The following is a 24,661-nucleotide window of genomic DNA, read 5'->3' as shown; positions in this document are numbered from 1 at the left end:
ATACTAAGATTTCTATGATAACTACGCTCATTATAGGGCCGGAGAGCGGTTATCGGCAATCGCTAGTCACCCAGCCGCCTGATTTATATGCCGCCACAATGGCGATAAAACAAACGGCTTTATCGTTTCAGCTTGTCTATTTCTCCACCCTATTGCGGTGGAGCAACAAAAACAGCGCCGGAATCACCAGCATCGACAGCAGCGGTGCGCTGACCATGCCACCTATCATCGGTGCGGCAATGCGCTGCATGATTTCCGAACCGGTGCCGCCGCCCCACATGATGGGCAACAGCCCGGCCATGATGGTGGCAACCGTCATCATTTTCGGACGTACACGCAATACCGCGCCTTCACGGATAGCGGCCATCAACTGCGCGTTGCTCAGCGTCTGCCCCGGCAGGCGATGTTTTTCCACCGCGTGGTTCAGGTACAACAGCATGATCACCCCGAACTCCGCTGCTACCCCAGCCAGCGCAATAAATCCTACCGCACCGGCAACAGATAAATTATAGCCGAGCAGATACAACAGCCAGACACCGCCGATCAGCGCAAAGGGTAGTGTACCCATAATCAGCAACGCGTCTTTGATCTGGCCGAAAGTCACGAACAACAGGATAAAAATAATCAGCAGAGTGAAGGGGATCACCAGCTTCATGGTCTCGGTGGCACGCTCCAGATACTCGAATTGACCGGACCAACTGAGTGAAATGCCCTGTGGCAATGAGACCTGCTGCGCCACCTGGCGCTGCATCTCCTCCACTGCGGATTTCAGGTCGCGTCCGCGCAGGTCGACATAAATCCAGTCGGACAACCGGCCGTTTTCGCTTTTTAACATCGGTGGTCCTTCGCTGACACGTATGTCAGCCAGTTCGGAGAGAACCAATCGAGCGCCGCTTTGCGTTACCACCGGCAGATTTTTTACCGCCTCGAGTGAGTCGCGGATTTCTCGTGGGTAACGCACGTTGATAGGGTAACGCTGGCGGCCTTCCAGCGTTTCGCCAATATTTTCCCCACCGATCAGTGTCGCGACCATCGACTGTAATTCCTGTACCGATACACCGTAGCGGGCAGCCCGTCGCCGGTCGATGTCGATATCAATGTAGCGCCCGCCCGCCACGCGTTCTGCCAGTGCCGATGTTACGCCGGGTACACGTTTCACAACCTGCTCTATCTGCGCGGCTACCTGCTCTATCGCATGCAAGTCGTCTCCGTTGACCTTGATGCCGACCGGGCTTTTAATGCCCGTTGCCAGCATGTCGAGTCGGTTGCGAATGGGCGGTACCCACACATTCGCAATGCCGGGAAGGCTGACGGTGCGATCCAGCTCGGCTACCAGTTTGTCCATGGTCATACCGGGTCGCCACTGCTCGCGCGGTTTCAAACGGACGGTGGTTTCCAGCATGGTCAGCGGTGCCGGGTCGGTGGCGCTGTCAGCACGACCAGCTTTGCCGAACACGCTATCCACCTCCGGTACGGTTTTAATCAGCCTGTCGGTTTGTTGCAGTAACCGGGCTGCTTCGCGTGGTGAAATACCGGGCAGGGTGGAGGGCATGTACAGCAGGTCACCTTCGTCCAACGGCGGCATAAATTCACTGCCGAGACGAGAAAGCGGATACAACGTCAGTACCAGCAGTGCCAGCGAAACCGCCAGGGTGGTTTGGGGAAAACGTAGTACCTGCTGCAATACCGGTTGATACAACGCTATCAGCCAGCGATTGAGAGGATTAGCCTGCTCATCAGGGATTCGACCGCGTACGAAATACCCCATCAACACCGGCACCAGGGTGATACCAAGCCCGGCTGACACTGCCATTGCATACGTTTTGGTGAACGCCAGCGGCGAAAACAGGCGGCCTTCCTGGGCTTCCAGTGAAAACACCGGGATAAACGACAAGGTGATGATTAACAGGCTGCAAAATAGCGCGGGCCCGACCTCTGTCGCGGCTTGTGTTGCGAGTTGCCACCAGGTGGCGCTATCCGGTTCGGTGTCCGGGTGCTGGTGTCGCCACTGTTCGACCACCTTGTGCATATTCTCGATCATCACAATCGCGGCATCGACCATGGCACCGATGGCGATAGCTATGCCGCCTAACGACATGATGTTGGCGTTGATCCCCTGGTAGCGCATGATGATGAACGCACCCAGAATCCCCAGCGGCAGGCTGATGATCGCCACCAGCGAAGAGCGGAAGTGAAACAGGAACAACGAACACACCAATGCGACCACCACAAACTCTTCCAACAATTTGTGGCTGAGGGTGGTGATAGCGCGTTCGATCAGCGGCGAGCGATCATACGTGGTGACTATCTCGACGCCAGCGGGCAGGTTTTGTCGAATCTGTTGTAAGCGGGCATGAACAGCGCGCAGTGTTTCCAGTGCATTTTTACCCGAGCGCATCACAATCACACCGCCCGCGACTTCACCTTCGCCATTAAGCTCGGCAATGCCACGGCGCATTTCCGGGCCTTGTCGTAAGGTGGCGACATCCTGCAAGAGTATTGGAGTGCCGTCTCGCCGACCTACCGGTACGTTGAGAAAGTCTTTCGCTTTTAGCAGGTACCCGGACGTTCTGACCATGTACTCGGCTTCGCCCAGCTCGATAACGGACCCGCCGCTTTCCTGATTAGCGGCCCGCAGCGCATCGATCACCTGCTGGTGTGTGACGTTAAGCGCGCGCAGTCGTTCCGGGTTCAGCACCACCTGATACTGACGAACCATACCGCCGATGCTGGCGACCTCCGCCACGTTGGGCACGGTTTTCAGTTCATATTTCAGTAGCCAGTCCTGGATGGCGCGCAAATCAGCCAGACTGTGTTGGCCGCTGCGATCAACCAGCGCGTATTCGTAGATCCAACCGACCCCGGTGGCGTCTGGCCCCAGCGAGGCTTTCGCCTCGGCGGGCAGGGTAGATTGCACCTGACTCAGGTATTCCAGTACGCGGGAACGCGCCCAGTAAGGGTCGGTGCCATCCTCGAACAAAACGTAAACATACGCGTCGCCGAACATTGAAAAGCCGCGTACAGTTTTCGCACCGGGTACCGACAGCATGGTGGTCGTTAGCGGGTAGGTGACCTGATTTTCCACCACCTGTGGCGCTTTACCGGGATAACTGACCCGGATAATCACCTGTACATCGGAGAGGTCAGGCAGTGCATCCAACGGTGTTTTTTGCAGTGAAATGACGCCCCACGCCGCCATCATCAGGGTGGCGATCAGCACCAGAAAGCGGTTTTTTATCGACCAGCGAATCACTGAGGCGATCATAGGTGGCCTCCGTGAACTGCCGTATCAACAGGCTGGATAGCCAGCAGGTGTGCACCGTTATCATCCAGTCGAAAACGGAATGTCACCGTCATGCCGGGCTGCAGAGTAGCGGGTAGCGCATTACCATCGAAGGTGAAATCCATGATCATCGGCGGCCAGTTGAGCGCTGGTATGGCGTCGTGGGCAAGGGTGACCTGTTTACCCTTGATGGCTTTGATGACCCCTCGGGTCTGGTAGTCACTGGTGGCTGGGGCCGCAGGCGGCGTAGGTTGGTCTGGTGAGCTATCACTAAACGCGCCTAGTGCACTGCGCAGGCTGGCTTCGGAATCGATCAGGAACTGGCCGGAAATCACGACATTATCGCCGTTGGCGAGGCCGGAGCGGATTTCTGCCCAGCCGTCCTGAATAAGGCCTACCTCAACCGGACGTGGGGTGAAATAGCCCTGACCGTCGCTCAGCAGTACCCGGTTCTGACGGCTGCTGACCAACAGTGCTTGTTGCGGAACCATCAGTGTCTGCCGAGCTGTGCCGGTAGCCAGTCGAACTGTCAGGTACATACCGGGTTTGAGGCGTTGCTGGCGGTTGTCCAGGACAACGCGGGCTTTCAGCGTGCGGGTGGCTGTGTCGAGTTGCGGCAACAATTCGGCGATGCGTCCACGAAAGGTTTCGCCCGGCCAACTGTCGCTGCTGGCGAGCATCTCGTCACCGATATGCAACGCTGACGCCTGTGTGGCCGGATACTCCACTTCAACCCAAACCGGGTCGAGACTGGCCAGCTCAAACAACGGCTGTGCCGGTGTTAACTGGCTGCCGCTGCGCACATCAAGCCGATTGATGTAGCCGCTCTCCGGTGCAGTAATCGTCAGACGTGGTTGCGGTTTACTACTACGCTCAACCTGCCGGATGACGCTTTCCGGCATGAACATCAAGGCTAGCTTTTGTCGTGCTGCCTGACTGAGCCCGGTGTCCCCCAACTGGCGCACCGCCAGATACTCCTGCTGAGCGGCTGCCCAGCTTGGGTTCCACAGCACCGCCAGCGTTTCGCCTTTCTGTACCGGCTGTTGCACTGCACTGACGTTAAGCTGTTCCACCACGCCGCCACTGGGGGCGACCACGGTGCGTAGTGTGCGTTCGTTTAACGTCACGGTGCCATAACCAACTGCCTGAGGTCGTAGTTCACGGCGTTCAACCCGAGCGGTGCGTACACCGAGGTTTTGTTGCTGGCGTGGGCTGACCATTACGCCGCCGTTATCCTGCACCTCATCGGCGTAGCGCGGTACTAACGGCATATCCATAAAGGGGGATTTGCCGGGTTGACTGAAGCGTTTATCCGGCACCATCGGGTCGTACCAATAGAGAACCTGACGCCCGTTGTTGGCCTCGGGTGTGGCGGTGGCGGCATGATTTGCTATCGCGGTGGTGCTACTGCCACCGCGGTAGTAACCCACGGAGTAACCGGCTGTGGCCGCCACCAGCGTTATGGCAATCAGACTGACAGTAAAAGTACGGTTCATTTTGCGGCGGTTCCTTGTGGCGTCAGGTAACGGAGGGTGGTCCACAGTGCTGCCATGTCACGGGCAGCGTTTTGCGCGGCGATACGGCTATCCAGCAGTGCGCGGCGGGCCTCCAGTATGCTGGTCAGATCGCTGTTGCCGCTCTGATACTGGCTTTGCAGCAGCCGGATGCGCTGTTGCTGCAACGGTAGCACCTCGTCGTTTTGGCGATGCCAGCGGGACTGGGCGGCCTGATACTGTGCCAGCAGTGTGTCGAGTTGCGCCCGGTGTTCTCGCTGGACGAGGGTGACCCGGTCGCGTGCCTCCATACTGAGCGCCACATCGGCGGCGTGATCTTTGTTCTGCCTGCTGGACTGGAACAGTGGCAAATCCATGCTGATTTCGATGCCAGCCATATCGTCGAAATTGTTACCGCGCCGACCGTAATACACTTCGACGCCGACATCCGGAATGGCCGCTACCGCAGATTGCGCCGCCCGGGCCTGTGCCAGACGGGTTTCCTGTTCGGCCTGGGTTATCTCCGGGTGCTGCGCGATAGCAGCGTACAAGACTGCCGGTTCGGCAGGCAGGCGCTCGAAGCGAGGTAATGGCCCTTGTGTGGTGACGTCGCTGATGCCGGTCAGCCGGGTGAGTCGGGCCTGCGCGATGGCGACATCCCGCTCGGCATCTGCCAGCCGGTCTTGCATCGCCGAAAGCGTCAGACGGGCATCCAGCACACGGGCGGATTCCCCACCCGCAGCCACGCTGGTTTTTTGAATGGCAATCTGACGCTGACTTTCCTGTACCAGTGCGACGATGTCTTGCCGTGTCTGGCGAGTCAGCGCCAGTTCCAGCCAGGCCTGGGCCGTATCACGCTGCAACTGAGCGCGCAGGGTGTCACTGTTGCTGCGTACCGCGTCGGCCTGGGCCAGAATGGTTTGCGCTTTACGTTCGCGTTTGGTGGCGCTGACATAGGTTTGCATGATGCCGATGCGTTGCATGGTCATGCCTTCGCGTGTCAGGCGACGGGTGTTATTGCCACCAATCGGTACGTTTTCGATGCCGTATTTCAGTTGTGGGTCCGGCAGTTGTGTGGCGGAGTCGGCCATGTTTTGCAGCGCGCCCATCTGGTGCTGGTTGGCAGACAGGTCGGCGGAATAGTGTTCCGCCGCCTGCAGTGCGCCATCCAGATCCAGTGCAGCCGCGAATGACGCGGCAGGCAGCCACAACAACATCGCCAGCCACGCGCGCGAAGCGCGGAGCGTGCGTATGTGCATGGTGGTCTCCGGTCAGTTTTGCTGCGGTTTGATGTCGGTCAGGGTGTAGCCGTCCGCACGTTGCACGAAGCTGAAACGGACTGAACTGCCCGGTTGCAGCGGCGTCAGATTATCGTTTACAGGCAGACGAAAGGTCATGGTCATCGCTGGCCAGCGCAATGCGGGAATGGCTTCATGCGCCAGCGTAACGCTGTCGGCGTTCCATTGTTTGACGATGCCGGTGGCATGGTAGATCGTTGCGGATTCGGTCGGGGCAGGTGACATAGACATAGTGTTATGCTGCATATCGCTATGCTGCATGCTGTCAGTCATCGAGTGAGACATGCCGTTCATCTCACCGGTCATAGAATGGGTCTGGGGCTGTTCAGCCAATAAAGGGGCAGAGAAGAGTAAGGCTGCAATGGCAATAGAAAGTGTACGCATGATAATAGCTCCATAAATACGATAAATAACAAGTCATTGCGTGAAAACGCACAGAAGTTGTTTATCGCGGAAGCTATTCTCTGAATCGGCAAAAACGGATTTCGGCGGGTGGACCGGCGACAGGTGGTGTAAACCAGCGGTTACTGCCGACAGTGACAGGTTGCGGTGGTTGTACGGGCAACAGTTCACTGCTGACTGGCAATGCCAGTAACGATAACGACGGTAAATCCTGGCTGGCGGTGTCAGGCTGACAATGTTTTTCACACAGTGGGCCGACGCTCGCTGTCGTTTGAACATCATACACGGCCGACATGTCAGGCATGACGGCGTCCGGCTGCATGCGATGGGTATCATGCTGAACATTTACGGGTGCCGCCGCGATGAGGGGGATATCGCAACGGTGGCTGGCGATAGCCAACTGAGTGTTCAGCAAGAGCCAGCATAATGCCAACATCCAGCCCCATCTGCTTTTATAGCGCAGATGTCGCAAGCTGAGTGGATGAGGGCGCGAGGCTGTCATGAAGAAATGTCCTGATAACAAGTGCAGCCAGTGTAAAAGGCGCTCTCTACGTCGGACAAGCAGGAATTTGCACAGATTTGTAAAGAGCCAGCGGTGCTGGCTCTCTGGTGTATGTCAGTCCGCTGGCGTGACGATAAACGCGTAACGGGTCAGTGAGCGGTAGCGCTTGCCCGGTTTCAGCCAGCAGTCAGGCTGCGGCCAGTTGGGGTGATTGGGGCTGTCTGGCAGAAATTCGCTTTCCAGCGCCAGCCCGGCGTAGTTGGCATAAGGCGACCCGTCGCGTGAGGGCGTACCCGCCAGAAAGTTACCGCTGTAGAGCTGTAGCGCCGGTGCGCTGGTGTACACCTGCATCTGCACCTTGCCGTCTGCTGACCACAGGTTAGCGGCCGGACTTTCACTGGAGCCACCGGTACGGTGCAGCAAAAAGGCGTGGTCATAACCTTGAACCGCCTGCTGGTCGGCATCGGACAGGAAGTCCTGCAGTAAGGTTTTGCGCTGACGAAAATCGAAGCTGCTGTGGGCCACTTCCCGCAACGCATCACCGGGGATGCCATCCTGATTGACCGGCAGATAGTAATCCGCCATCAGTTGCAACTGATGGTGACGCGCATCGGTTGGTTCGCCGTCGAGGTTGAAATAAGCATGATTAGTCAGGCATACCGGGCAGGATTGATCGACCTCGGCCTGATACTCAATATCCAGTGCGTTTTGATCGGTGAGTTGATAACTGACCCGTGCGGTCAGCGCACCGGGGAAGCCCTGGTCACCATCCGGTGAAAACAGCTGGTAAGTGACCTGATCGTCACGTTGTTCCACGACTTGCCAGCGGCGAGCATGAAAACCGTCCGGCCCGCCATGTAACTGGTGCTCGCCCTGATTAGCCAGCAGGTGAATAGCGGTATCGCCTTGATGCAAGGTCGCGTTGGCGATGCGGTTAGCGTAACGCCCCACCGATGCGCCCAGATAGGCAGACTGATGGGGGTATTGCTCAGGCGCACAGCCCAACAGCACTTCTCGCACGGTTCCGTCGGGCAACGGTAACTGACAAGAGAGCCAGGTGGCTCCCCAGTCCATCAGCGTTACCCGCGTACCGTGGCGGTTTTGCAGTATGGTCAGCTGAAATGGCTGACCATCTGGGGCGAGCGCCGTGTGTGGCGCTCGTGGTTCAACTGGGTCATTCGACATAACCGGCTCCTGACGAGGCTTGGCAAACGTAACAGGTCGGTTGTAATCCGGTTTTTGCCGGATACTCCCGCATCACGGCATTTTGCACCGCTGTTACTTGCTGTTGTGGGATCAACGCCACGATACAGCCACCAAATCCACCGCCTGTCATGCGAACCCCACCTTCATCGCCGATCACGGCTTTGACTATCTCCACCAGTGTGTCGATAGGCGGCACCGTAATTTCGAAGTCATCCCGCATCGAGGCATGAGACGCGGCCATCAGTTCGCCCATCTGGCGCAGGTCGCCCCGCGTCAGTGCATCGGCTGCCGCCAGCGTACGGGCATTTTCGGTAATGATATGGCGTGCGCGACGTGCTACCACGTCATCCAGACCGGCTGCTTTGGCCGCGAAATCGGCCTCGCTGACGTCACGCAGCGCTTTAACCTGAAAGTAGCGTGCGGCGGCTTCACACTGCTGGCGACGCGTGTTGTACTCGCTGTCTACCAGACCACGTTTGACGTTGGAGTTGATTATCATCACCGCCACGTTGTCCGGCATCGATACCGCACGGGTTTCCAGCGAACGGCAGTCGATCAGTAACGCGTGGTTACGTTGGCCCTGGGCTGAAATCATCTGATCCATGATGCCGCAGTTACAGCCGACGAACTGGTTTTCCGCCTCCTGGCCGTTGAGTGCCAGCGCCACATTGTCCAATGGCAACTGGTATAACGCCTGAATGGCTTTACCGACCGCGACTTCCAGAGACGCTGACGAACTCAGGCCAGCGCCCTGCGGCACATTGCCGCTTATCACCAGATCTGCTCCGCCAAAGGCATCGCTACGGGTTTTCAGGTGCTTGATGACGCCGCGTACATAGTTTGCCCACTGCCACTGCGGGTGGTGGTCGATCGGCGCATCGAGCGAAAAGCTATCTTGCTGGTTGTCGTAGTCCACCGCGATGACCCGGATTTGCCGGTCGTCACGTGGGGCGGCGCTGATAGTGGTGGAATAGTTGATGGCACAAGGCAGCACAAAGCCGTCATTATAGTCGGTGTGCTCACCTATCAGGTTGACCCGTCCCGGCGCTTGAACGGTAAGGGTTGCCGGGTAACCGAACTGTTGCTGGAAAACCGACTGGGTGCGTGCTGATAAGGTCATGCCTGAACTCCTGAATCACGAAGGTGACTACTGTCACGGTAATGAATGTCGCTAACGGCGCGCAGCCGTTCAGCCGCCTGCTCGGCGGTTAAATCACGCTGGGTTTCTGCCAGCATTTCATACCCCACCATGAATTTACGCACCGTGGCGGAGCGCAGCAGCGGTGGATAAAAATGGGCGTGCAACTGCCAGTGTTGATGGTCACCGTCAGTAAAGGGCGCGCCGTGCCAGCCCATGGAATACGGGAATGAGGTCTGGAACAGGTTGTCGTAACGGCTGGTCAACTGCTTTAACGCCAGTGCCAAATCCTGGCGCTGTGCTGGGGTGATGTCCGGCAGGCGCAAGGTGTGAGCTTTGGGCAGTAACAGGGTTTCGAAAGGCCAGGCTGCCCAGTAGGGGACTACCGCCAGCCAGTGTTCGGTTTCCACCACATGGCGTGCGCCGTCCTGCAATTCGCGTTGCAGGTAATCGACCAGCAGGGGAGAACCGTGCTGATGGAAATAGTCACGTTGCAGCCGGTCTTCCCGTTCCGCTTCGTTGGGCAGGAAATCGTTGGCCCAGATCTGGCCGTGCGGATGTGGGTTAGAACATCCCATCGCTGCGCCCTTGTTTTCAAACACCTGTACCCACGGGTAGGTTTGCCCCAGTTCGGCGCTCTGTTGTTGCCAGGTTGCGACCACCTGTTCGAGTGCGCTGAGCGGCAGTTCCGGCAGGGTTTTACTGTGGTCTGGTGAAAAACAGATGACCCGGCTGGTGCCGCGCGCACTTTGGCAGCGCATCAGCGGGTCGTTGCTTTCCGGGGCGGGTGGTGTGTCTGCCATCAGCGCGGCAAAATCGTTGGTGAACACAAAGGTACCCGGATAGTCAGGGTTGGTATCGCCGGTGACCCGCACGTTGCCGGGGCAAAGAAAACAGGTGGCATCGTGTGACGGCAGCGGGTCGGATGACACGCTCTCCTGTTGCCCCTGCCACGGACGTTTGGCTCGGTGTGGCGACACCAGCACCCACTGCCCGGTCAGTGGGTTGTAGCGACGATGCGGATGTTCAACGGGATCAAAATACACCATTCGGATACCTTACTTTCTCATCGAAAAATGTTCGTCATCAACACAGTGATTTCACAGCGACTTGTGCACAAAACACGCACTGCAAAACAGGGCGACGCTGCTATCTGTTATCAGGACACTGTTATCAGTCTGAAAACTGTTATCAGTCTGAAAAACCGTTTGGATGGAGGGATTGCCAGCGCCAGGTATCGGCCGCCATTTCATCCAGTGTCCGGCTGACGCGCCAGTTAAGCTCGCGTGCGGCTTTTTCTGCATCGGCCCAGTAGGCAGGCAGGTCGCCGTCACGACGTGGTGCAAAATGGTAGGGCAACGGCTTGCCGCAGGCGCGACTGAAGGCTTCCACCACTTGCAGTACGCTGTAACCCACGCCAGCGCCAAGGTTATAAATGTGTACGCCTGCTTTCCCGTGTAGCGTATTCATGGCAGCGACATGGCCGTCTGCCAGGTCTACCACGTGGATGTAGTCGCGCACGCCGGTACCATCAACGGTCTGATAGTCATTGCCGAAAATCGCCAGCGACTCACGACGGCCTACCGCTACCTGAGCAATGTAGGGCATCAGGTTATTAGGCACGCCCTGTGGGTCTTCACCCATTTCACCTGACGGATGTGCGCCCACCGGGTTGAAGTAGCGCAACAGCACCACGCTCCAGTCCGGTTCCGCACGCTGCAAATCCTGCAGGATCTGCTCTACCATCAGTTTGCTGCGGCCATAAGGGCTGGCGGGGGTACCGGTGGGGAAACTTTCCTGATAGGGGATTTGCGGCTGGTCGCCGTATACGGTAGCCGACGAGCTGAAAATCAGCGTTTTAACACCGGCATGCTTCATGGCTTCCACCAGCGTCAGCGTGCCGTAGACGTTGTTATCGTAATAGCTGATGGGTTCACGTACTGATTCGCCCACCGCTTTGAGACCGGCGAAATGGATCACCGCGCCGATATCGTGCTCAGAAAAAATCGTCTGCAACAGGTCGCGATCGCGAATATCGCCCTGATAAAACACCGGCGTCTGCCCGCTGACGTGGGTAATCGCCTGCGCCACGCTGGCTTTGCTGTTGCACAGGTTGTCGAGAATAACCGGCTGATGACCGGCGGCGATCAGTTGTACACAAGTATGGCTTCCTATGTAACCGCTACCACCTGTAACCAATACTTTCATAATGACCTCTGTTGCAGAAAACTGAGTGGAAAAATAGCATGACCGTGGCAGGAAAAAGGTGATCAACGCCGTAAATAGCGATATTAGGGCTGTTGGTTCATAACCCACCTCTTCCCAGGATGATGAAAGAGCAGCATAGCGCGATGTGCGTTCAGATGAAAATAGATTGCAACTGGTGTGGTAGCGTTATCACTAATGTGCTTATTATTGCCTGTGAGATGACGGTTTCGCTTACTGCGAAACCGTGTGTGCAAGATCAGCAGCTTTCTGTCAGGTAACGGTAGCCATCGCCATCGGGTACGAAGGTCAGACGGTGAGTGATGCAGTTCGGCGCATCTTCCGCATGGTGGGAAACAAACAGTAATTGGGTTTGTCCCTGACCGATCAGGATATCCAGCCAGCGGCGAATGAGCTGACGGTTGAGCGGGTCTAGCCCTTGTAACGGCTCATCAAGGATCAACAAGGCCGGGTGTTTGACCAGTGCCCGCACAATCAATGCCAACCGCTGTTGCCCCCAGGACAGCGACTGGAATGGCGCATCAGCCACACTGTCCGGCAGGCCGAGCAGCGACAGCCATTCGGCGACCAGAAAACGCTGGCGGTCCGATACCGCCTGATAAATGCCGATGGAGTCGAAGAACCCGGAGAGAATAACGTTGCGCAGGCTGGTGCTGACGCGATACTCCAGATGCAGACTACTGCTGACGTAGCCGATGTGGCGTTTGATGTCCCAGATGGTTTCGCCGCTACCGCGCCGACGGCCAAATAGCGTCAGGTCATTGCTGTAGCCCTGTGGGTGATCACCGGTGATTAAGCTGAGCAGGGTGGATTTACCCGCGCCATTCGGGCCGACTATCTGCCAGTGCTGGCCGGGCAACACTTCCCAGCTTAAATCGTCCAGTATGCGGCGATCGTTATAGCTCACCACACCGTGCAATAGCCGAATGCGGGGTTGATCCGGCGGCAACGCCGGCCGCTGAGTCGGGTCTTCCGCTTCTGGCAACGCAGTAGCGGCCAGTGTTTCGCTGTGCGCCAGTTGCGATATCAGCACATCGGACAACACCGTTTCGCGAGCACCCTGGCGCGTCAGCGTACAATCCGCCAGCACGCCGACCTGCCCGATAAAAGCCGGAATATCTTCAAAGCGGTTGAGAATCAACACCAGTGCCTGCCCTTGGGCCGCCAGCGACGCTAACAAATCGGTCAACTGTGTGCGTGAGGCCACATCCAGCCCGTCGAACGGTTCATCCAGAATTAACAGGTCCGGCTGTGCCATTAATGCCTGACACAGCATGGTTTTACGGGTTTCACCGGTAGAGAGGTATTTGAAGCGACGTGGTAATAAATGGGCGATGCCGAATTGTGTCGCCAGTTGGTTGCAGCGCTCGACATCGCGCACGCTGTCCTGAATGACTTCGGCGGTGGTACGCCCGGTATCGTCTTCGTCGACACTGAGCATATCGGTGTTGTTGCGCAGCCATTCCTGCGATACCAACTGTTGCAACTGTTCGAATGACAGGCGCGCCACACGTTGAAAGTCGCACTGACGTTGCCCTGACAGCAACAGCAGTTCACCACTGAGTGCGCGCGCCAGCGCCGATTTTCCACTACCGTTAGCGCCGACAAACGCCCAGCACTGTTCCTGATGCAACGTAAGTTCATCCAGACGCATCATTCGGGTATCACTTAACCGGAACTGTGCCTGATGGATGTGCAGCAATGACATGATGATTCCCTTTACGAAATGACAGACCCTTTACGGGTAAAGGGAAGCTAGCGTCTTGTCAAGCGGCGTGGTGTCAGAGGTGTTAACACAGGGTAGCGATAATCACCTGGTCGGCATTAAAACTGGCATAGACCGCCATCTCCGGTTGAAGACCTTGCCGTGTCACTTCATCGTTGGATAAGGTGGCGCAGACGACCTCGCCGCCTTCCAGTGTCACCAGCACTTCGCTTTGTGTCTGGCCGGGTTGCAAGTGGCTGATGCGGCCTGGCAACACATTGTCGTGCCCGGGGGTTGAGGCGATTTGCGGGGTAATGGTCACCCACGGCGCTTTTATTAACGCCAGCACGTCTTTACCACCGGTGAGTTGCAGCCTGTCGGCACTCTGCTGGGTCAGGGCGGCCTGAATACGGGTATGACCATCGGCCAGCAGAATAGACAGATGCTGCTGAACCTGCTGCTGATCGCGTTCCAGAACGGTGCCGAAAAACTGATTGCGGGCGCTGGTTTGCAGTGAAAAACGGGCGATAGCCGCCAACAGACTGTCCAGCGGCAGGGTGTCATCCTGTAGCACATCGAACGCTTTTTGTTGAATCTGTCCTAACAGGTCATAGAGTTGCAGCAGCCGTTCACCGTAACGTGTCAGCACCGCGCCGCCACCCCCTTTGCCGCCGGTGGTACGCTCAACGATGGTCTGCTCCGAGAGCTGGTTCATTTCGTTAATCGCATCCCAGGCGCTTTTGTAGCTGATATCAGCCAGGCGCGCGCCCTGGCTGATGGAGCCGGTCTGTTGCACCTGCTTGAGCAGAGCGATGCGACGCGGGTCGGCAAAGAGCCGTTGCTGAAGTTTTAAGGTAAGAAGAATTTCTGCTTGCATGGTCACATCCGTATCTGGGCGGCTAATCATTTGTATTGTCATCGTTTTGCGTCAAACAGGCAAACCGCACAAATGGCCGCTCTAATTCCGGCGATTCAGGTAAACTCATCGACAGCAATGAGGTTAGAATAGTCTATCCTGAGTTAATCAGATGCTGGTGGTACAACGGCCAGCGACGGTGAAAGATGAGGTCGATATGTTGGAATTGCTGAAAAGCCTGCTGTTTGCGGTGTGCATGGTGCCGGTCATGATGGCACTGATTCTGGGGGCTATTTATGGGCTGGGCGAAGTGTTCAACCTGTTTTCCGCCATCGGCCACCGCGAGTCCTCTGTGGCGCGCAAATAATCCGTTCCCTGCGTTCCTGTTTTAAAGAATCCGGCCTTGGCCGGATTTTTTTTGCTTAAGAACAATGACAACGCGGCTAAGATTCGGTATTTATCGTTATGTGATTCACTACATAACGGTAATCTCTGGAGATAATATGAAACAGCAATGGACTTATTGGCTGACCGCCGCCGCGTTGACACTGGGTATGAGTGCGAATAGTGCACTGGCGCAGGAGAAGGTGACGGTGTTTGCTGCGGCCTCGTTGACCAACGCCTTGCAGGATATCGCTGCGCAATACCAAAAGGAAAAACAGGTTTCTATCGTTGCATCCTATGCGTCGTCATCAACGCTGGCACGTCAGATTGAACAGGGCGCGCCCGCGGATCTGTTCATTTCCGCTGATCAGCAGTGGATGGATTATGCCCAGGGTAAGCAGTTGGTTGAAAACGATACCCGCTACACACTGTTGGGCAATCAACTGGTGGTGATTGCGCCTAAATCCGCTGAAACAAAAGGTTTTAAAATAGACGAGAAAACCGACTGGAAAGCGCTGCTGAAAGGCGGTCGTTTGTCTGTCGGCGACCCGGACCATGTACCGGCCGGTATCTACGCCAAAGAAGCCTTACAGAAGCTGAACGCCTGGGACACCTTGTCACCGCTGATGGCCCGCGCCAATGACGTACGTGCCGCTATGGTGTTGGTTGAACGTGAAGAAGCACCGCTGGGGATAGTGTACGGCTCGGACGCGGTTGCCAGTACCAAAGTGAAAGTGGTCGGCATCTTCCCGGATAACACCCACAAACCGGTGGAATACCCGATGGCTATCGTGAAAGGGCATAACACGCCGACGGTCAATGCCTTCTTTGATTACCTGAAAACGCCGCAGGCCGCTGTCGTGTTTAAACAATACGGATTTACGCCGGTTAATGCTGCTCAGTGATTATGAATGGCAGGCGGTTTCGCTGAGCCTGAAGGTTTCGCTGGTGGCGGTCAGTTGCAGTTTGCCGTTAGGCATTCTGGCCGCCTGGGTGTTGGCGCGTTGCCGCTTTGTCGGAAAATCGTTGCTGGATAGCGTGATCCACCTGCCGCTGGTGCTGCCGCCGGTGGTGATCGGCTATTTGCTGCTGATTGTCATGGGGCGCAAAGGCGTGGTAGGCGGCTGGCTTTACCACTGGTTTGGCTTTAGCTTCAGTTTTAGCTGGCATGGCGCGGCGCTGGCGTCGGCGGTTGTAGCATTTCCGTTGATGGTGCGCGCCATTCGGCTGGCGCTGGAAGCGGTGGATACCCGGCTGGAGCTGGCGGCGCGAACGTTGGGTGCCGGGCGCTGGCGCGTTTTTTTCACCATCACGCTGCCGCTGACGTCGCCGGGGATCATTGTCGGCACCGTACTGGCGTTCGCGCGTTCGCTGGGGGAGTTCGGTGCCACCATCACCTTTGTGTCTAATATTCCGGGCGAAACCCGTACCATTCCCAATGCCATGTATACGTTGATTGAAACGCCGGGGGCGGAAATGCAGGCCGCCCGGTTGTGCGTTATCGCCATTGGGTTGTCGCTGGTGTCACTGTTGTTGTCGGAATGGCTCACCCGCTGGAGCCGTAAACGGTTGGGGGGATAATGCTGCAACTGGATTTTACTCAGCAATTGGGAGACCTGACGCTCCGTGTCGCCGCCCAGCTTCCCGCCAGTGGTATTACCGCTGTATTCGGTGTCTCGGGGGCCGGGAAAACCTCGCTGATTAATGCCATTGTCGGCCTGACCCGGCCGGATAGCGGGCTTATTCAGCTTAATGATCGGGTGCTGTCAGACAGCGCACAAAGGGTGTTCTTGCCGCCGGAAAAGCGTCGTATTGGTTATGTGTTTCAGGATGCTCGGCTCTTCCCGCATTACCGGGTGTTGGGGAATTTACGTTACGGGATGGCCGCCTCGATGCAGGCGCAGTTTGACGATATCGTGCAGTTGCTCGGTATCGGGCACTTGCTCAAACGCTACCCGATGACCTTGTCCGGCGGTGAGAAACAGCGGGTGGCTATCGGTCGCGCGTTACTGACTGCACCGGAATTGCTGCTGATGGACGAACCATTGGCATCTCTGGATGCACCGCGTAAACGCGAACTGTTGCCGTATCTGGAGCGCCTGGCCCGTGAGGTCAATACACCGATTCTGTATGTCAGCCACAGTCTGGAAGAAGTGGTGCGGCTGGCGGATAGGGTGTTGGTATTGGATAAAGGGCAGGTGAAGGCGCAAGGCTCGCTGGAGGAGGTATGGGCCAGTAACGCCTTGCGCGCCTGGTTACCGCGAGAAGAGCAGAGCAGCATTCTGAAGGTGACGGTGATGGAGCATCATCCGCATTACGCGATGACGGCGCTGTCACTGGGTGAACAGCCGCTGTGGGTGGGGCGTGTTGATGCACCGCAGGGCGATGAGCTGCGCATTCGCATCAATGCGGCTGATGTGTCGCTGGTGACGCAACGACCCGCTGTCAGCAGCATTCGTAATGTGCTGTTGGCTCGTGTGGTGGAATGCATTGAGGTCGGCGAACAGGTGGAAGTTAAGCTGGATCTCGGTGGGCACATTCTGTGGGCCCGCATCACGCCCTGGGCGCGTGATGAACTGGCGCTGACGGCTGGGCAGCGCCTGTACGCTCAGGTTAAGAGCGTGTCGATCACGCCATGAGTGTGTTTGTGACGGTCACGGCACCACACCACCTACCTGTACGTGGGTGGGCCGTGATGGTGTCAGGCCAGTACCCGACTGCGGATAACCTCTGCAATGCCGGGTTTTTCATGATGATCAATCACCAGATCGGCATGAGCTTTGACGTCGTCGGCGCTGTTACCCATCGCGACACCCAGTCCAACAGCAGACAACATACTAATATCATTGAAATTATCGCCAAACGCGACGACGTCGTTCATGCTGAACCCTTGCGATTCCACCCAGCGTTGCAGTAAACGGCCCTTGCTGTTACCGGTTTGGGCAATATCCACCTGATCCATCCATGACCACTCGCAAGCCAGACCTAACTCTTCTTCAACCTGTTTAGCGAAGTCATTCAATACAGCGGTATCGGTATGGTGGGTGGCGAATTTCCAGATAGAGCGGCTGCGGTCAGTGGCGGTCATCAGGTCATCGACCTGGCGAAACACGGGCCGCTGAGATTCGGGAAGCTTTTCCGCCCAGGTCTGGGTGCGGGTGATGTGGCCGGTAATGTGCTGGTAGAGCATCGCGTCGTCGGCGTACATCAGGCCGTGAATGGCGAATTGCTGCAAGCCTTGCAGCACGCTTTTGGCCTGTGCCGGTGTGAGCGGGTTGGCGTCGTGGGTCTGCCCGGTTTGGTAATCGTAAAGGTAGGTGCCGTTGCAGCAGATAACGGGGGTATCCAGTGCCAGCGCCTGATAAAACGGGTGGATAGCCGAGTGGTGGCGACCGGTCACGATAATAACCTTGATACCGGCCTGCCGGGCCTGTGCCAGCGCCTGTAAGGATTCAGGTAAAATCGTTTTCTTTTGCGTTAACAGTGTGCCGTCCAGATCGAGGGCAATGATGCGATAGGTCATGGTATTCTCAACAGGTTATCGGGTTCACTTCTTTGGGATGGTACACTGGATGCCCTCTGCAGCGACAGAGCCTTTTTCTGTACTGACTTTGGAAGTCAGTACAGAAAAATGAAAGCCTAGCCTGAGCGTAACGAGGCGCACCTGCCGCCTCATCGGTGCCAACAAGGAGAATCGAATGCAGCAAGTGGTTTATATCGCCAGTCCGGAAAGTCAGCAGATTCATGTCTGGCAGCTCGCCGCCAGCGGGGCGCTGAGCTTGTTACAGGTGGTTGATGTCCCCGGACAGGTGCAACCGATGGTTATCGCGCCGGATAAGCGCCATCTGTATGTCGGTGTGCGTCCTGAATTTCGGGTCATCAGCTACCGGATTGATGGGCAAGGCAAACTGACCGAAGCCGGTGTGGCATCGTTACCGGGCAGCCCAACCCACTTGTCGACCGATCACGCCGGACGTTTCTTGTTCAGCGCTTCTTACAGCAATGCGTGTGTTAGCGTCAGCCCCATCGGCGATGATGGTGTGGTACAGGAACCCTGCCAGCAGCTCGACGGGTTGGAAGGATGCCATTCGACCAACATCGACCCGGCGAATCACGTATTGTGGGCCCCTTGTCTGAAAGAGGATCGCATCAGATTGTATGATGTCGGCAGCGATGGCCGTCTGAGCGATCACCAGCCTGCGGAGCAGCGTGCCGCCGCTGGTGCCGGGCCGCGTCATATGGCGTATCACCCGAATAACCGTTTCACCTATTGCATTAATGAACTGAACAGCTCGGTGGATGTGTTCGAGCTGGATGCGCAGGGCGAAGGCAAACGGATCCAGACGCTGAATGCCATGCCAGCCGATTTCACCGGCACCTGCTGGGCGGCGGATATCCACATCACGCCGGATGGCCGTCATCTGTATACGACGGATCGTACCGCCAGCCTGATTTCCATTTTCGATGTATCCGCGCAAGACGGGACATTGACCCTGACCGGGCACCAGCCGACGCAAACGCAACCGCGCGGTTTTAACATCGATCATAACGGCCAGTTCCTGATCGCCGCCGGTCAGAAATCTCACCATATTGAGGTTTACGGCATTCAGCCGGACAACGGTAACCTGACGCCGCTGGCGCGTTACGCGGTGGGACAAGGGCCGATGTGGGTGTCAGTACTGGCGTTGGACTAATCACTGACAAGCAAGGTTTGTATCACGCGCTGCCGTAAGGCAGCGCGTATTCGCCCGGTGGCTCAGCCGCGGTATTCGATGATCGATAATCCGGCGTTGTAATCGGTGCTGTAGATAATCCCTTGCGCGTCAACGAACACGTCACAAGACTGGATCACCTGTGGCCGCCCAGGGCGTTTATCGATCATACGTTCAGGTGCGGCAGGCACCAGCGCACCGGTTTCTTTTGGCCGGTATGGATTGCTGATGTCGTAAGCGCGCACGCCGGCGTTCTGATAGGTGGCGAAAATCAGTGTTGAGCTGATGAAGCTACCCGGTCGGTTTTCATGCAGATTGTGCGGGCCGAAGTGTGCCCCTTTCTTCACATAATCGGTTTCACTGGGCTGCGGGAAGGTGGCGATGCTGACCGGGTTAGCTGGCTCGCGGATATCGAACACCCAAATCAGTTTCTCTCCGTCTTCCTGATTATCCAGCACCGCTTCGTCCAGCACGATCAGCAGGTCGCGATCCGGCAATGGCAACGCCGTGTGGGTACCGCCGCCGAACGGTGGGCTCCAGTTGCGATGGCTGATGAGTTTCGGCTGGGTACGGTCACTGACGTCCAGCAGTGTCAAGCCACCATCACGCCAGCTGCCGTAGGCGGTGTCGCCGCTGACAATGGCGTGGTGCAGCGCGTAGCGTTTGCCTTCTGGCCAGCTCGGTGTTTCACCGCCAGCCGTGTGCATGCCGGGTAGCCAGTAACGACCGGCTACTTCCGGTTTGCGCGGGTCAGCGAGATCAATGGTCAGAAAGATGTAGTCGCTGTAGCCGTCCAGCAGGGCTGAAACATACGCCCAGCGTCCGCCCACGTACCAGATACGATGAATGCCGATACCATCAAGCGGCAGGAAGCTGATTTCACGCGGTTGGTCGGGGGTAGAAATATCGAATATCCGTAGTCCGGCGCTCCAGTGTTTATCCTGCTGGCCGCTGCTGACGGTCTCTGCCACCGAGCGGGTGTAGTAGACCTTTTCTTCTGCGAAGCGGGCGTCGGCGAACAGGTCGCGCGCGTTGACCACCAACAGCAGGTCATCATGGGTTTGCAGATGGATGTTCCAGGTACCCGGTGGTGCGGTGATAAAACCGGCTGGTTTGGGATTCTTCGGGTCACGCACATCGACAATGGATACGCCCTGCGACACCATGTGTCCGATATAGGCGTAACCGCGATGCACCATGACCTGTACGCCATCAGGGCGCCCGCCCTGATCGCTGTGTCCAATCAGCCGCATATTGCGGCTGTATTCCGGCATGGGCAGGGGCGCTGATGCCATATAAGCCTCCGTTATGACAGACCTTTATTTGCTTTTGGCTTCCAGTGTAGCAAACCACGGCGCAATAAAGTCATTGGTCTGGCCCCATCCTGGGATGATTTTTGCCAGCCCAGCCACGTTGACCGGCCCAGGCTGACTGACCAACAGCGCCTGCGGAATACTGGCGGCACGGAATTGGTAGGTGGCGGGTGTCGGTTCACCGGCAATCTTGTTGGCGACCAGACGCAGGTTGACCTTACCGATCAGTTTCGGGTCTACCGCGACACTGACTTTCCACGGGCTATTGGCTTCGCGCATCAGTTGCAAATCCTGATTGGAAATGTCGATGCTATAGAGTTTGATTTCGGTACGGCCGTTTTCTTTAAGCGCTTTGTATGCACCCTGACTGAAGGCATCCCACGCACCCCAGATAGCGTCAATCTTACCTTTCGGGTATTTCGCCAGAATTGCGCCGACTTTATTGGCGGTATCACCTTGTACGTCGGAAGACACCGCGCCGATGGACTCCAGCTCTTTAATACCGGGGTTGTCTTTCAGAATTTGTTGGTAGGCCGTCTGACGGCGTTCCATCGGCGGGAAACCGGCCACCCACAGCTTGATGATGTTAGCTTTGCCGTTGAAGTCTTTTACCAACTGGCCGAGGGATTCGTTAGCCAGCGAGGCGTCATCCTGTTGGCTGACCGTCACGCCGGGAATAGTGCGATCAACAGCCGTGTCAAACACGGCCACTTTGATGCCGCTGTCGACGATGCGCTGAATAAGATCGGTGGAGTAGGGCGCACGGCCTTGCGACAGAATGATGCCGTCGTATTTCTGGCTGATGGCCTGGTTCACGAAATCCTGAAATTTAGCGTCGTCACCGTTGCTCAGAAAGGTGCTGATTTTAAAACCCAGCTTTTTGCCTTCTTCCAGCACGCCGGAAACGAACTGAGTGGTGTTGTCATCTGAACCGAGGTTGCGGATGACGGCGATGCGTACCGGCCCCTGATGGTTGGCGATGGCGGCAGGAACCGGGGCGGCGGTGGCGGGGGTTTCTGCAGCCAGCGTGGAGAAAGAAGCCGTCAGGCTCAGGGCCAACAGTGCGACAGGGAATTTCTTCATGTTCAATCCTCGGTGTTGTGAAGCAAGTTTGCTATTTATGGATATCTTATAGATATCTTTATGTCTGGATGTCTATTTTAGTGATGAGGAATCATAGCGGGTAACCTGGCGGTGTGCAAAGGGGGGGAATTATGCCTTTTGCGCTTACCTTATAACTTTTTGTTTTGTTCAAGAGGGCGAGCTTGGTTGAGGGGAATATCAATGAGGGAAAAGACATACCCGGTCTGCCGGGTATGTCTGGCAAGGCTTATTGCACGAAGAAGCCGATGTCCTGACCCAGTTTGCACTGGTAACTCAGGGTATTGCCGCGCTGCTGCAGGCCCGGCAGGTTAAACATGTAGGTGGTGAAACGCACGGTATTATCCGGCTGAACCTGATAACGCATGAACTGCTGAATCGGCGTGCCGTCATTGGCGACAGTAAAGTGCTCATCGCTAAATGACAGCGTACCGTTATCAATCAGACGATAAGCGCTGATATGCAGACCACCACGCGTTTTACTGACTGGGGTGCCATCCTGAGGCGTGCAAGCGGATAAATCGATAGTGACGTTAACACTGCGCCCCTGATTCAGGGCGGTGATGACATCGCTGGCACTCTTCAATGATTTGGATGCCATGGCTGGTGCGGCGGTGACAAGCAGGGCTGCGCTCAGCAGCAACGGGGTGATACGAGACATTCGATATTCCTCCATGATCGACGGTGGGTATGACGGTGCGGCCATCACAGGGTGTGTGAAAGAACGGGCCACTCGTGCATACTGCTATGTGCGTGAAGTGATAATCACGCCGAGACACTGTTTATCATGCCCACGGTGAAAGCGCTATGCCGTTTATCTGAAATAGCGATAGGTCGGAGGTGTTAACAACGGATGTGAAATAAGGCGAGGTAGGGAAGAGACATCAGGCCGACGACGCGGCCTGATGCAAGTGAGCTTACTTGATTTGCATGCCTGGCTGGGCACCGCTGTCGGGGCTTAACAGGAAGATGTCTTTCCCGCCGGGGCCTGCGGCCATCACCATGCCTTCGGAAACGCCAAAGCGCATTTTACGCGGTGCCAGATTGGCGACCAGCACAGTCAGACGACCTTCCAGCGCAGAGGGCTCCGGGTAGGCAGCACGGATACCGGAGAACACCTGGCGGGTCTGACCGCCCAGATCCAACGTCAACCGCAGTAGCTTGTCTGAACCGTCTACCAGTTCGGCTTTCTGGATCAAGGCAACGCGCATGTCGACTTTATCGAAGTCAGCAAAGTCGATGGTGTCTTGAATCGGATTGTCGGCCAACGGGCCAGACGCCGGTTTGGCTGCCGCTGCGGCTTCCTCTTTGGACGCGTCGACCATGCCTTGCACCTGCGCGATGTCGATGCGGTTGAACAACGCTTTAAACGTACCGACCCGATGATTGGTCAGCGGTTGCGACAGTGAATCCCAGCTCAGCTCGGTTTGCAGGAAGGCTTCAGCGCGTTCTGCCAGTGACGGTAGTACCGGTTTCAGGTACGTCATCAGCACGCGGAACAGGTTGATACCCATAGAACAAATGGCCTGCAGGTCGGCATCACGGCCTTCCTGTTTAGCAACCACCCAAGGGGCCTGCTCGTCCACATAGCGGTTGGCGAGGTCTGCTAACGCCATAATTTCGCGAACCGCTTTGCCGGATTCACGGCTGCTATAGGCTTCGGCGATGGTTTGTGCGGCGTCGATAAAGGTTTGATACAGCTCCGGGTCAGCCAGACTATCCGCCAGTTGGCCATCAAAGCGTTTGTTGATAAAACCGGCGTTACGTGATGCCAGGTTGACCACTTTGTTGACGATATCGGCGTTTACGCGCTGTACAAAGTCTTCCAGATTGAGGTCGATGTCATCAATACGCGACGACAGTTTGGCCGCGTAGTAATAACGCAGACAGTCGGCATCCAGATGCTTGAGGTAGGTGTCAGCCTTGATGAAGGTGCCGCGTGATTTGGACATCTTGGCACCGTTGACGGTCACATACCCGTGTACAAACAGGTTGGTCGGCTTGCGGAAACCACTGCCTTCCAGCATGGCTGGCCAGAACAGGCTGTGGAAATAAACGATGTCTTTGCCGATAAAGTGGTACAGCTCGGCGCTGGCATCTTTACGCCAGAATTCGTCAAAGCTGAGGTCGCCGCGTTTATCACACAGGTTTTTGAATGACCCCATGTACCCGATTGGCGCATCCAGCCAGACGTAAAAATATTTGCCCGGTGCATCCGGTACTTCGAAACCGAAATAAGGGGCGTCGCGGGTAATATCCCACTGTTGCAGCCCGGCGTCGAACCACTCCTGCATCTTGTTGGCGACCTGTTCCTGCAACGCGCCGGAGCGGGTCCAGCTTTGCAGCATGTCGCTGAATGCCGGTAAGTCGAAAAAGAAGTGTTCGGATTCGCGCATCACCGGTGTTGCACCCGACACAGCGGATTTCGGGTCGATCAACTCCGTGGGGCTGTAAGTTGCGCCGCACACCTCGCAGTTATCGCCGTACTGATCCGGTGCCTTGCATTTCGGGCAGGTGCCTTTTACAAAGCGATCCGGCAGGAACATGCTTTTTTCCGGGTCGAACAACTGGGAAATGGTGCGGTTTTTGATAAAACCGTTCTCCTTCAGCCGACGGTAAATCAACCCGGACAGCTCGCGGTTTTCTTCGCTGTGCGTAGAGTGATAGTTGTCGTAACTGATGTTAAACCCGGCGAAATCCTGCTGGTGTTCCTGACTCACCGTCGCAATCATCTGCTCAGGCGCTACACCCATCTGCTGTGCTTTGAGCATGATCGGTGTGCCGTGGGCGTCGTCCGCACAAATAAAGTGGACCTGACTGCCGCGCATTCGCTGGTAACGGACCCAAATGTCCGCCTGAATGTGTTCGAGCATGTGGCCAAGGTGGATCGGGCCGTTAGCATAAGGCAGCGCGCACGTTACCAAAATTTTATTTGCGACTTGAGTCATAGTGGGGAACTTGCTTGTTGGTTGGTGAATAAATTAAGAAGGAGCCTTGATGTTACCCCATCGCGTCGTAATGCGTAAACCTTGCGGCGATATG

21 protein-coding genes are annotated in these 24,661 nt (G+C 56.6%); 5 read left to right on the top strand and 16 right to left on the bottom strand.

Annotated features, from left to right (window positions below; genetic code table 11):
• Positions 1-136: 136 nt before the first annotated feature.
• The 11 genes from LF929_RS14195 to modE form a co-directional block, all read right to left on the bottom strand.
• The gene (locus tag LF929_RS14195) at positions 137-3,265 is read right to left on the bottom strand and encodes an efflux RND transporter permease subunit (RefSeq protein WP_226093501.1); all 3,129 of its coding nucleotides are present in this window, start codon (positions 3,263-3,265) and stop codon (positions 137-139) included.
• Positions 3,262-4,779: an efflux RND transporter periplasmic adaptor subunit gene (locus LF929_RS14190; protein ID WP_226093500.1), complete on the bottom strand. Its 1,518-nt coding sequence runs from the start codon at positions 4,777-4,779 to the stop codon at positions 3,262-3,264. Before LF929_RS14190 ends, LF929_RS14195 begins: the two co-directional genes overlap by 4 nt.
• Entirely contained in the window at positions 4,776-6,035 is a 1,260-nt protein-coding gene (locus LF929_RS14185) for a TolC family protein (RefSeq protein ID WP_226093499.1), read from the bottom strand. The genes LF929_RS14190 and LF929_RS14185 overlap by 4 nt, the downstream gene beginning before the upstream one ends.
• A gap of 12 nt (positions 6,036-6,047) precedes the next feature.
• A complete protein-coding gene (locus LF929_RS14180) occupies positions 6,048-6,458 on the bottom strand; it encodes a copper-binding protein (protein ID WP_210175325.1) in 411 nt (136 codons plus the stop codon).
• A gap of 73 nt (positions 6,459-6,531) precedes the next feature.
• Complete coding sequence (locus LF929_RS14175; RefSeq protein ID WP_368678947.1) at positions 6,532-6,912, bottom strand: hypothetical protein; 381 nt, start codon at positions 6,910-6,912, stop codon at positions 6,532-6,534.
• A 180-nt stretch (positions 6,913-7,092) separates the two neighbouring features.
• Positions 7,093-8,163, bottom strand: coding sequence for a galactose-1-epimerase (gene galM, locus LF929_RS14170; RefSeq protein WP_038926064.1), 1,071 nt, complete (start codon positions 8,161-8,163; stop codon positions 7,093-7,095).
• On the bottom strand, positions 8,153-9,304 hold the full coding sequence (gene galK / locus LF929_RS14165; protein ID WP_168365229.1) for a galactokinase: 1,152 nt from the start codon (positions 9,302-9,304) through the stop codon (positions 8,153-8,155). The genes galM and galK overlap by 11 nt, the downstream gene beginning before the upstream one ends.
• A complete protein-coding gene (gene galT, locus LF929_RS14160; protein WP_012883935.1) occupies positions 9,301-10,371 on the bottom strand; it encodes a galactose-1-phosphate uridylyltransferase in 1,071 nt (356 codons plus the stop codon). Before galT ends, galK begins: the two co-directional genes overlap by 4 nt.
• Positions 10,372-10,513: 142 nt before the next feature.
• On the bottom strand, positions 10,514-11,530 hold the full coding sequence (gene galE, locus LF929_RS14155; RefSeq protein ID WP_038907409.1) for a UDP-glucose 4-epimerase GalE: 1,017 nt from the start codon (positions 11,528-11,530) through the stop codon (positions 10,514-10,516).
• 256 nt (positions 11,531-11,786) lie between these two features.
• Positions 11,787-13,256 carry a molybdate ABC transporter ATP-binding protein ModF gene (gene modF / locus LF929_RS14150; protein ID WP_038907410.1) on the bottom strand — a complete coding sequence of 490 codons (1,470 nt, stop codon included), beginning with the start codon at positions 13,254-13,256 and terminating at the stop codon, positions 11,787-11,789.
• 82 nt (positions 13,257-13,338) lie between these two features.
• Positions 13,339-14,130: a molybdenum-dependent transcriptional regulator gene (modE, locus tag LF929_RS14145; protein ID WP_210175330.1), complete on the bottom strand. Its 792-nt coding sequence runs from the start codon at positions 14,128-14,130 to the stop codon at positions 13,339-13,341.
• 196 nt (positions 14,131-14,326) lie between these two features.
• On the opposite strand from modE, the gene LF929_RS14140 reads away from it, so the two are divergent.
• The 4 genes from LF929_RS14140 (at position 14,327) to modC (ending at position 17,132) form a co-directional block, all read left to right on the top strand.
• Complete coding sequence (locus LF929_RS14140) at positions 14,327-14,476, top strand: AcrZ family multidrug efflux pump-associated protein (protein WP_013317050.1); 150 nt, start codon at positions 14,327-14,329, stop codon at positions 14,474-14,476.
• 136 nt (positions 14,477-14,612) lie between these two features.
• A complete protein-coding gene (gene modA / locus LF929_RS14135; protein ID WP_038903802.1) occupies positions 14,613-15,398 on the top strand; it encodes a molybdate ABC transporter substrate-binding protein in 786 nt (261 codons plus the stop codon).
• A complete protein-coding gene (gene modB / locus LF929_RS14130) occupies positions 15,385-16,074 on the top strand; it encodes a molybdate ABC transporter permease subunit (RefSeq protein ID WP_038903803.1) in 690 nt (229 codons plus the stop codon). Before modA ends, modB begins: the two co-directional genes overlap by 14 nt.
• Positions 16,074-17,132 (top strand): molybdenum ABC transporter ATP-binding protein ModC, encoded by a 1,059-nt coding sequence (modC, locus tag LF929_RS14125; RefSeq protein WP_038907411.1) that lies wholly within the window; start codon positions 16,074-16,076, stop codon positions 17,130-17,132. The genes modB and modC overlap by 1 nt, the downstream gene beginning before the upstream one ends.
• 62 nt (positions 17,133-17,194) lie before the next feature.
• Here the strand turns inward: modC and LF929_RS14120 are convergent, their stop codons facing one another.
• A complete protein-coding gene (locus LF929_RS14120) occupies positions 17,195-18,016 on the bottom strand; it encodes a pyridoxal phosphatase (protein ID WP_226093497.1) in 822 nt (273 codons plus the stop codon).
• A 175-nt stretch (positions 18,017-18,191) separates the two neighbouring features.
• On the opposite strand from LF929_RS14120, the gene pgl reads away from it, so the two are divergent.
• Complete coding sequence (pgl, locus tag LF929_RS14115; RefSeq protein ID WP_226093496.1) at positions 18,192-19,187, top strand: 6-phosphogluconolactonase; 996 nt, start codon at positions 18,192-18,194, stop codon at positions 19,185-19,187.
• A 62-nt stretch (positions 19,188-19,249) separates the two neighbouring features.
• Here pgl and LF929_RS14110 read toward each other — a convergent pair whose 3' ends face one another.
• The 4 genes from LF929_RS14110 to metG form a co-directional block, all read right to left on the bottom strand.
• Positions 19,250-20,500 carry an LVIVD repeat-containing protein gene (locus LF929_RS14110; protein ID WP_226093495.1) on the bottom strand — a complete coding sequence of 417 codons (1,251 nt, stop codon included), beginning with the start codon at positions 20,498-20,500 and terminating at the stop codon, positions 19,250-19,252.
• Between the two features lie 24 nt (positions 20,501-20,524).
• Positions 20,525-21,601, bottom strand: a complete 1,077-nt coding sequence (locus LF929_RS14105; RefSeq protein WP_016941908.1) for a sugar ABC transporter substrate-binding protein — start codon at positions 21,599-21,601, stop codon at positions 20,525-20,527.
• A gap of 247 nt (positions 21,602-21,848) precedes the next feature.
• Positions 21,849-22,280: a VirK family protein gene (locus tag LF929_RS14100; RefSeq protein ID WP_016941907.1), complete on the bottom strand. Its 432-nt coding sequence runs from the start codon at positions 22,278-22,280 to the stop codon at positions 21,849-21,851.
• A 256-nt stretch (positions 22,281-22,536) separates the two neighbouring features.
• Positions 22,537-24,567: a methionine--tRNA ligase gene (metG, locus tag LF929_RS14095; RefSeq protein ID WP_226093494.1), complete on the bottom strand. Its 2,031-nt coding sequence runs from the start codon at positions 24,565-24,567 to the stop codon at positions 22,537-22,539.
• Positions 24,568-24,661: the final 94 nt, after the last annotated feature.

This window comes from Dickeya oryzae, from assembly GCF_020406815.2.
Taxonomy (GTDB): Bacteria; Pseudomonadota; Gammaproteobacteria; order Enterobacterales; family Enterobacteriaceae; genus Dickeya; species Dickeya oryzae.
This window is presented reverse-complemented; position numbering and strand designations above follow the sequence as displayed.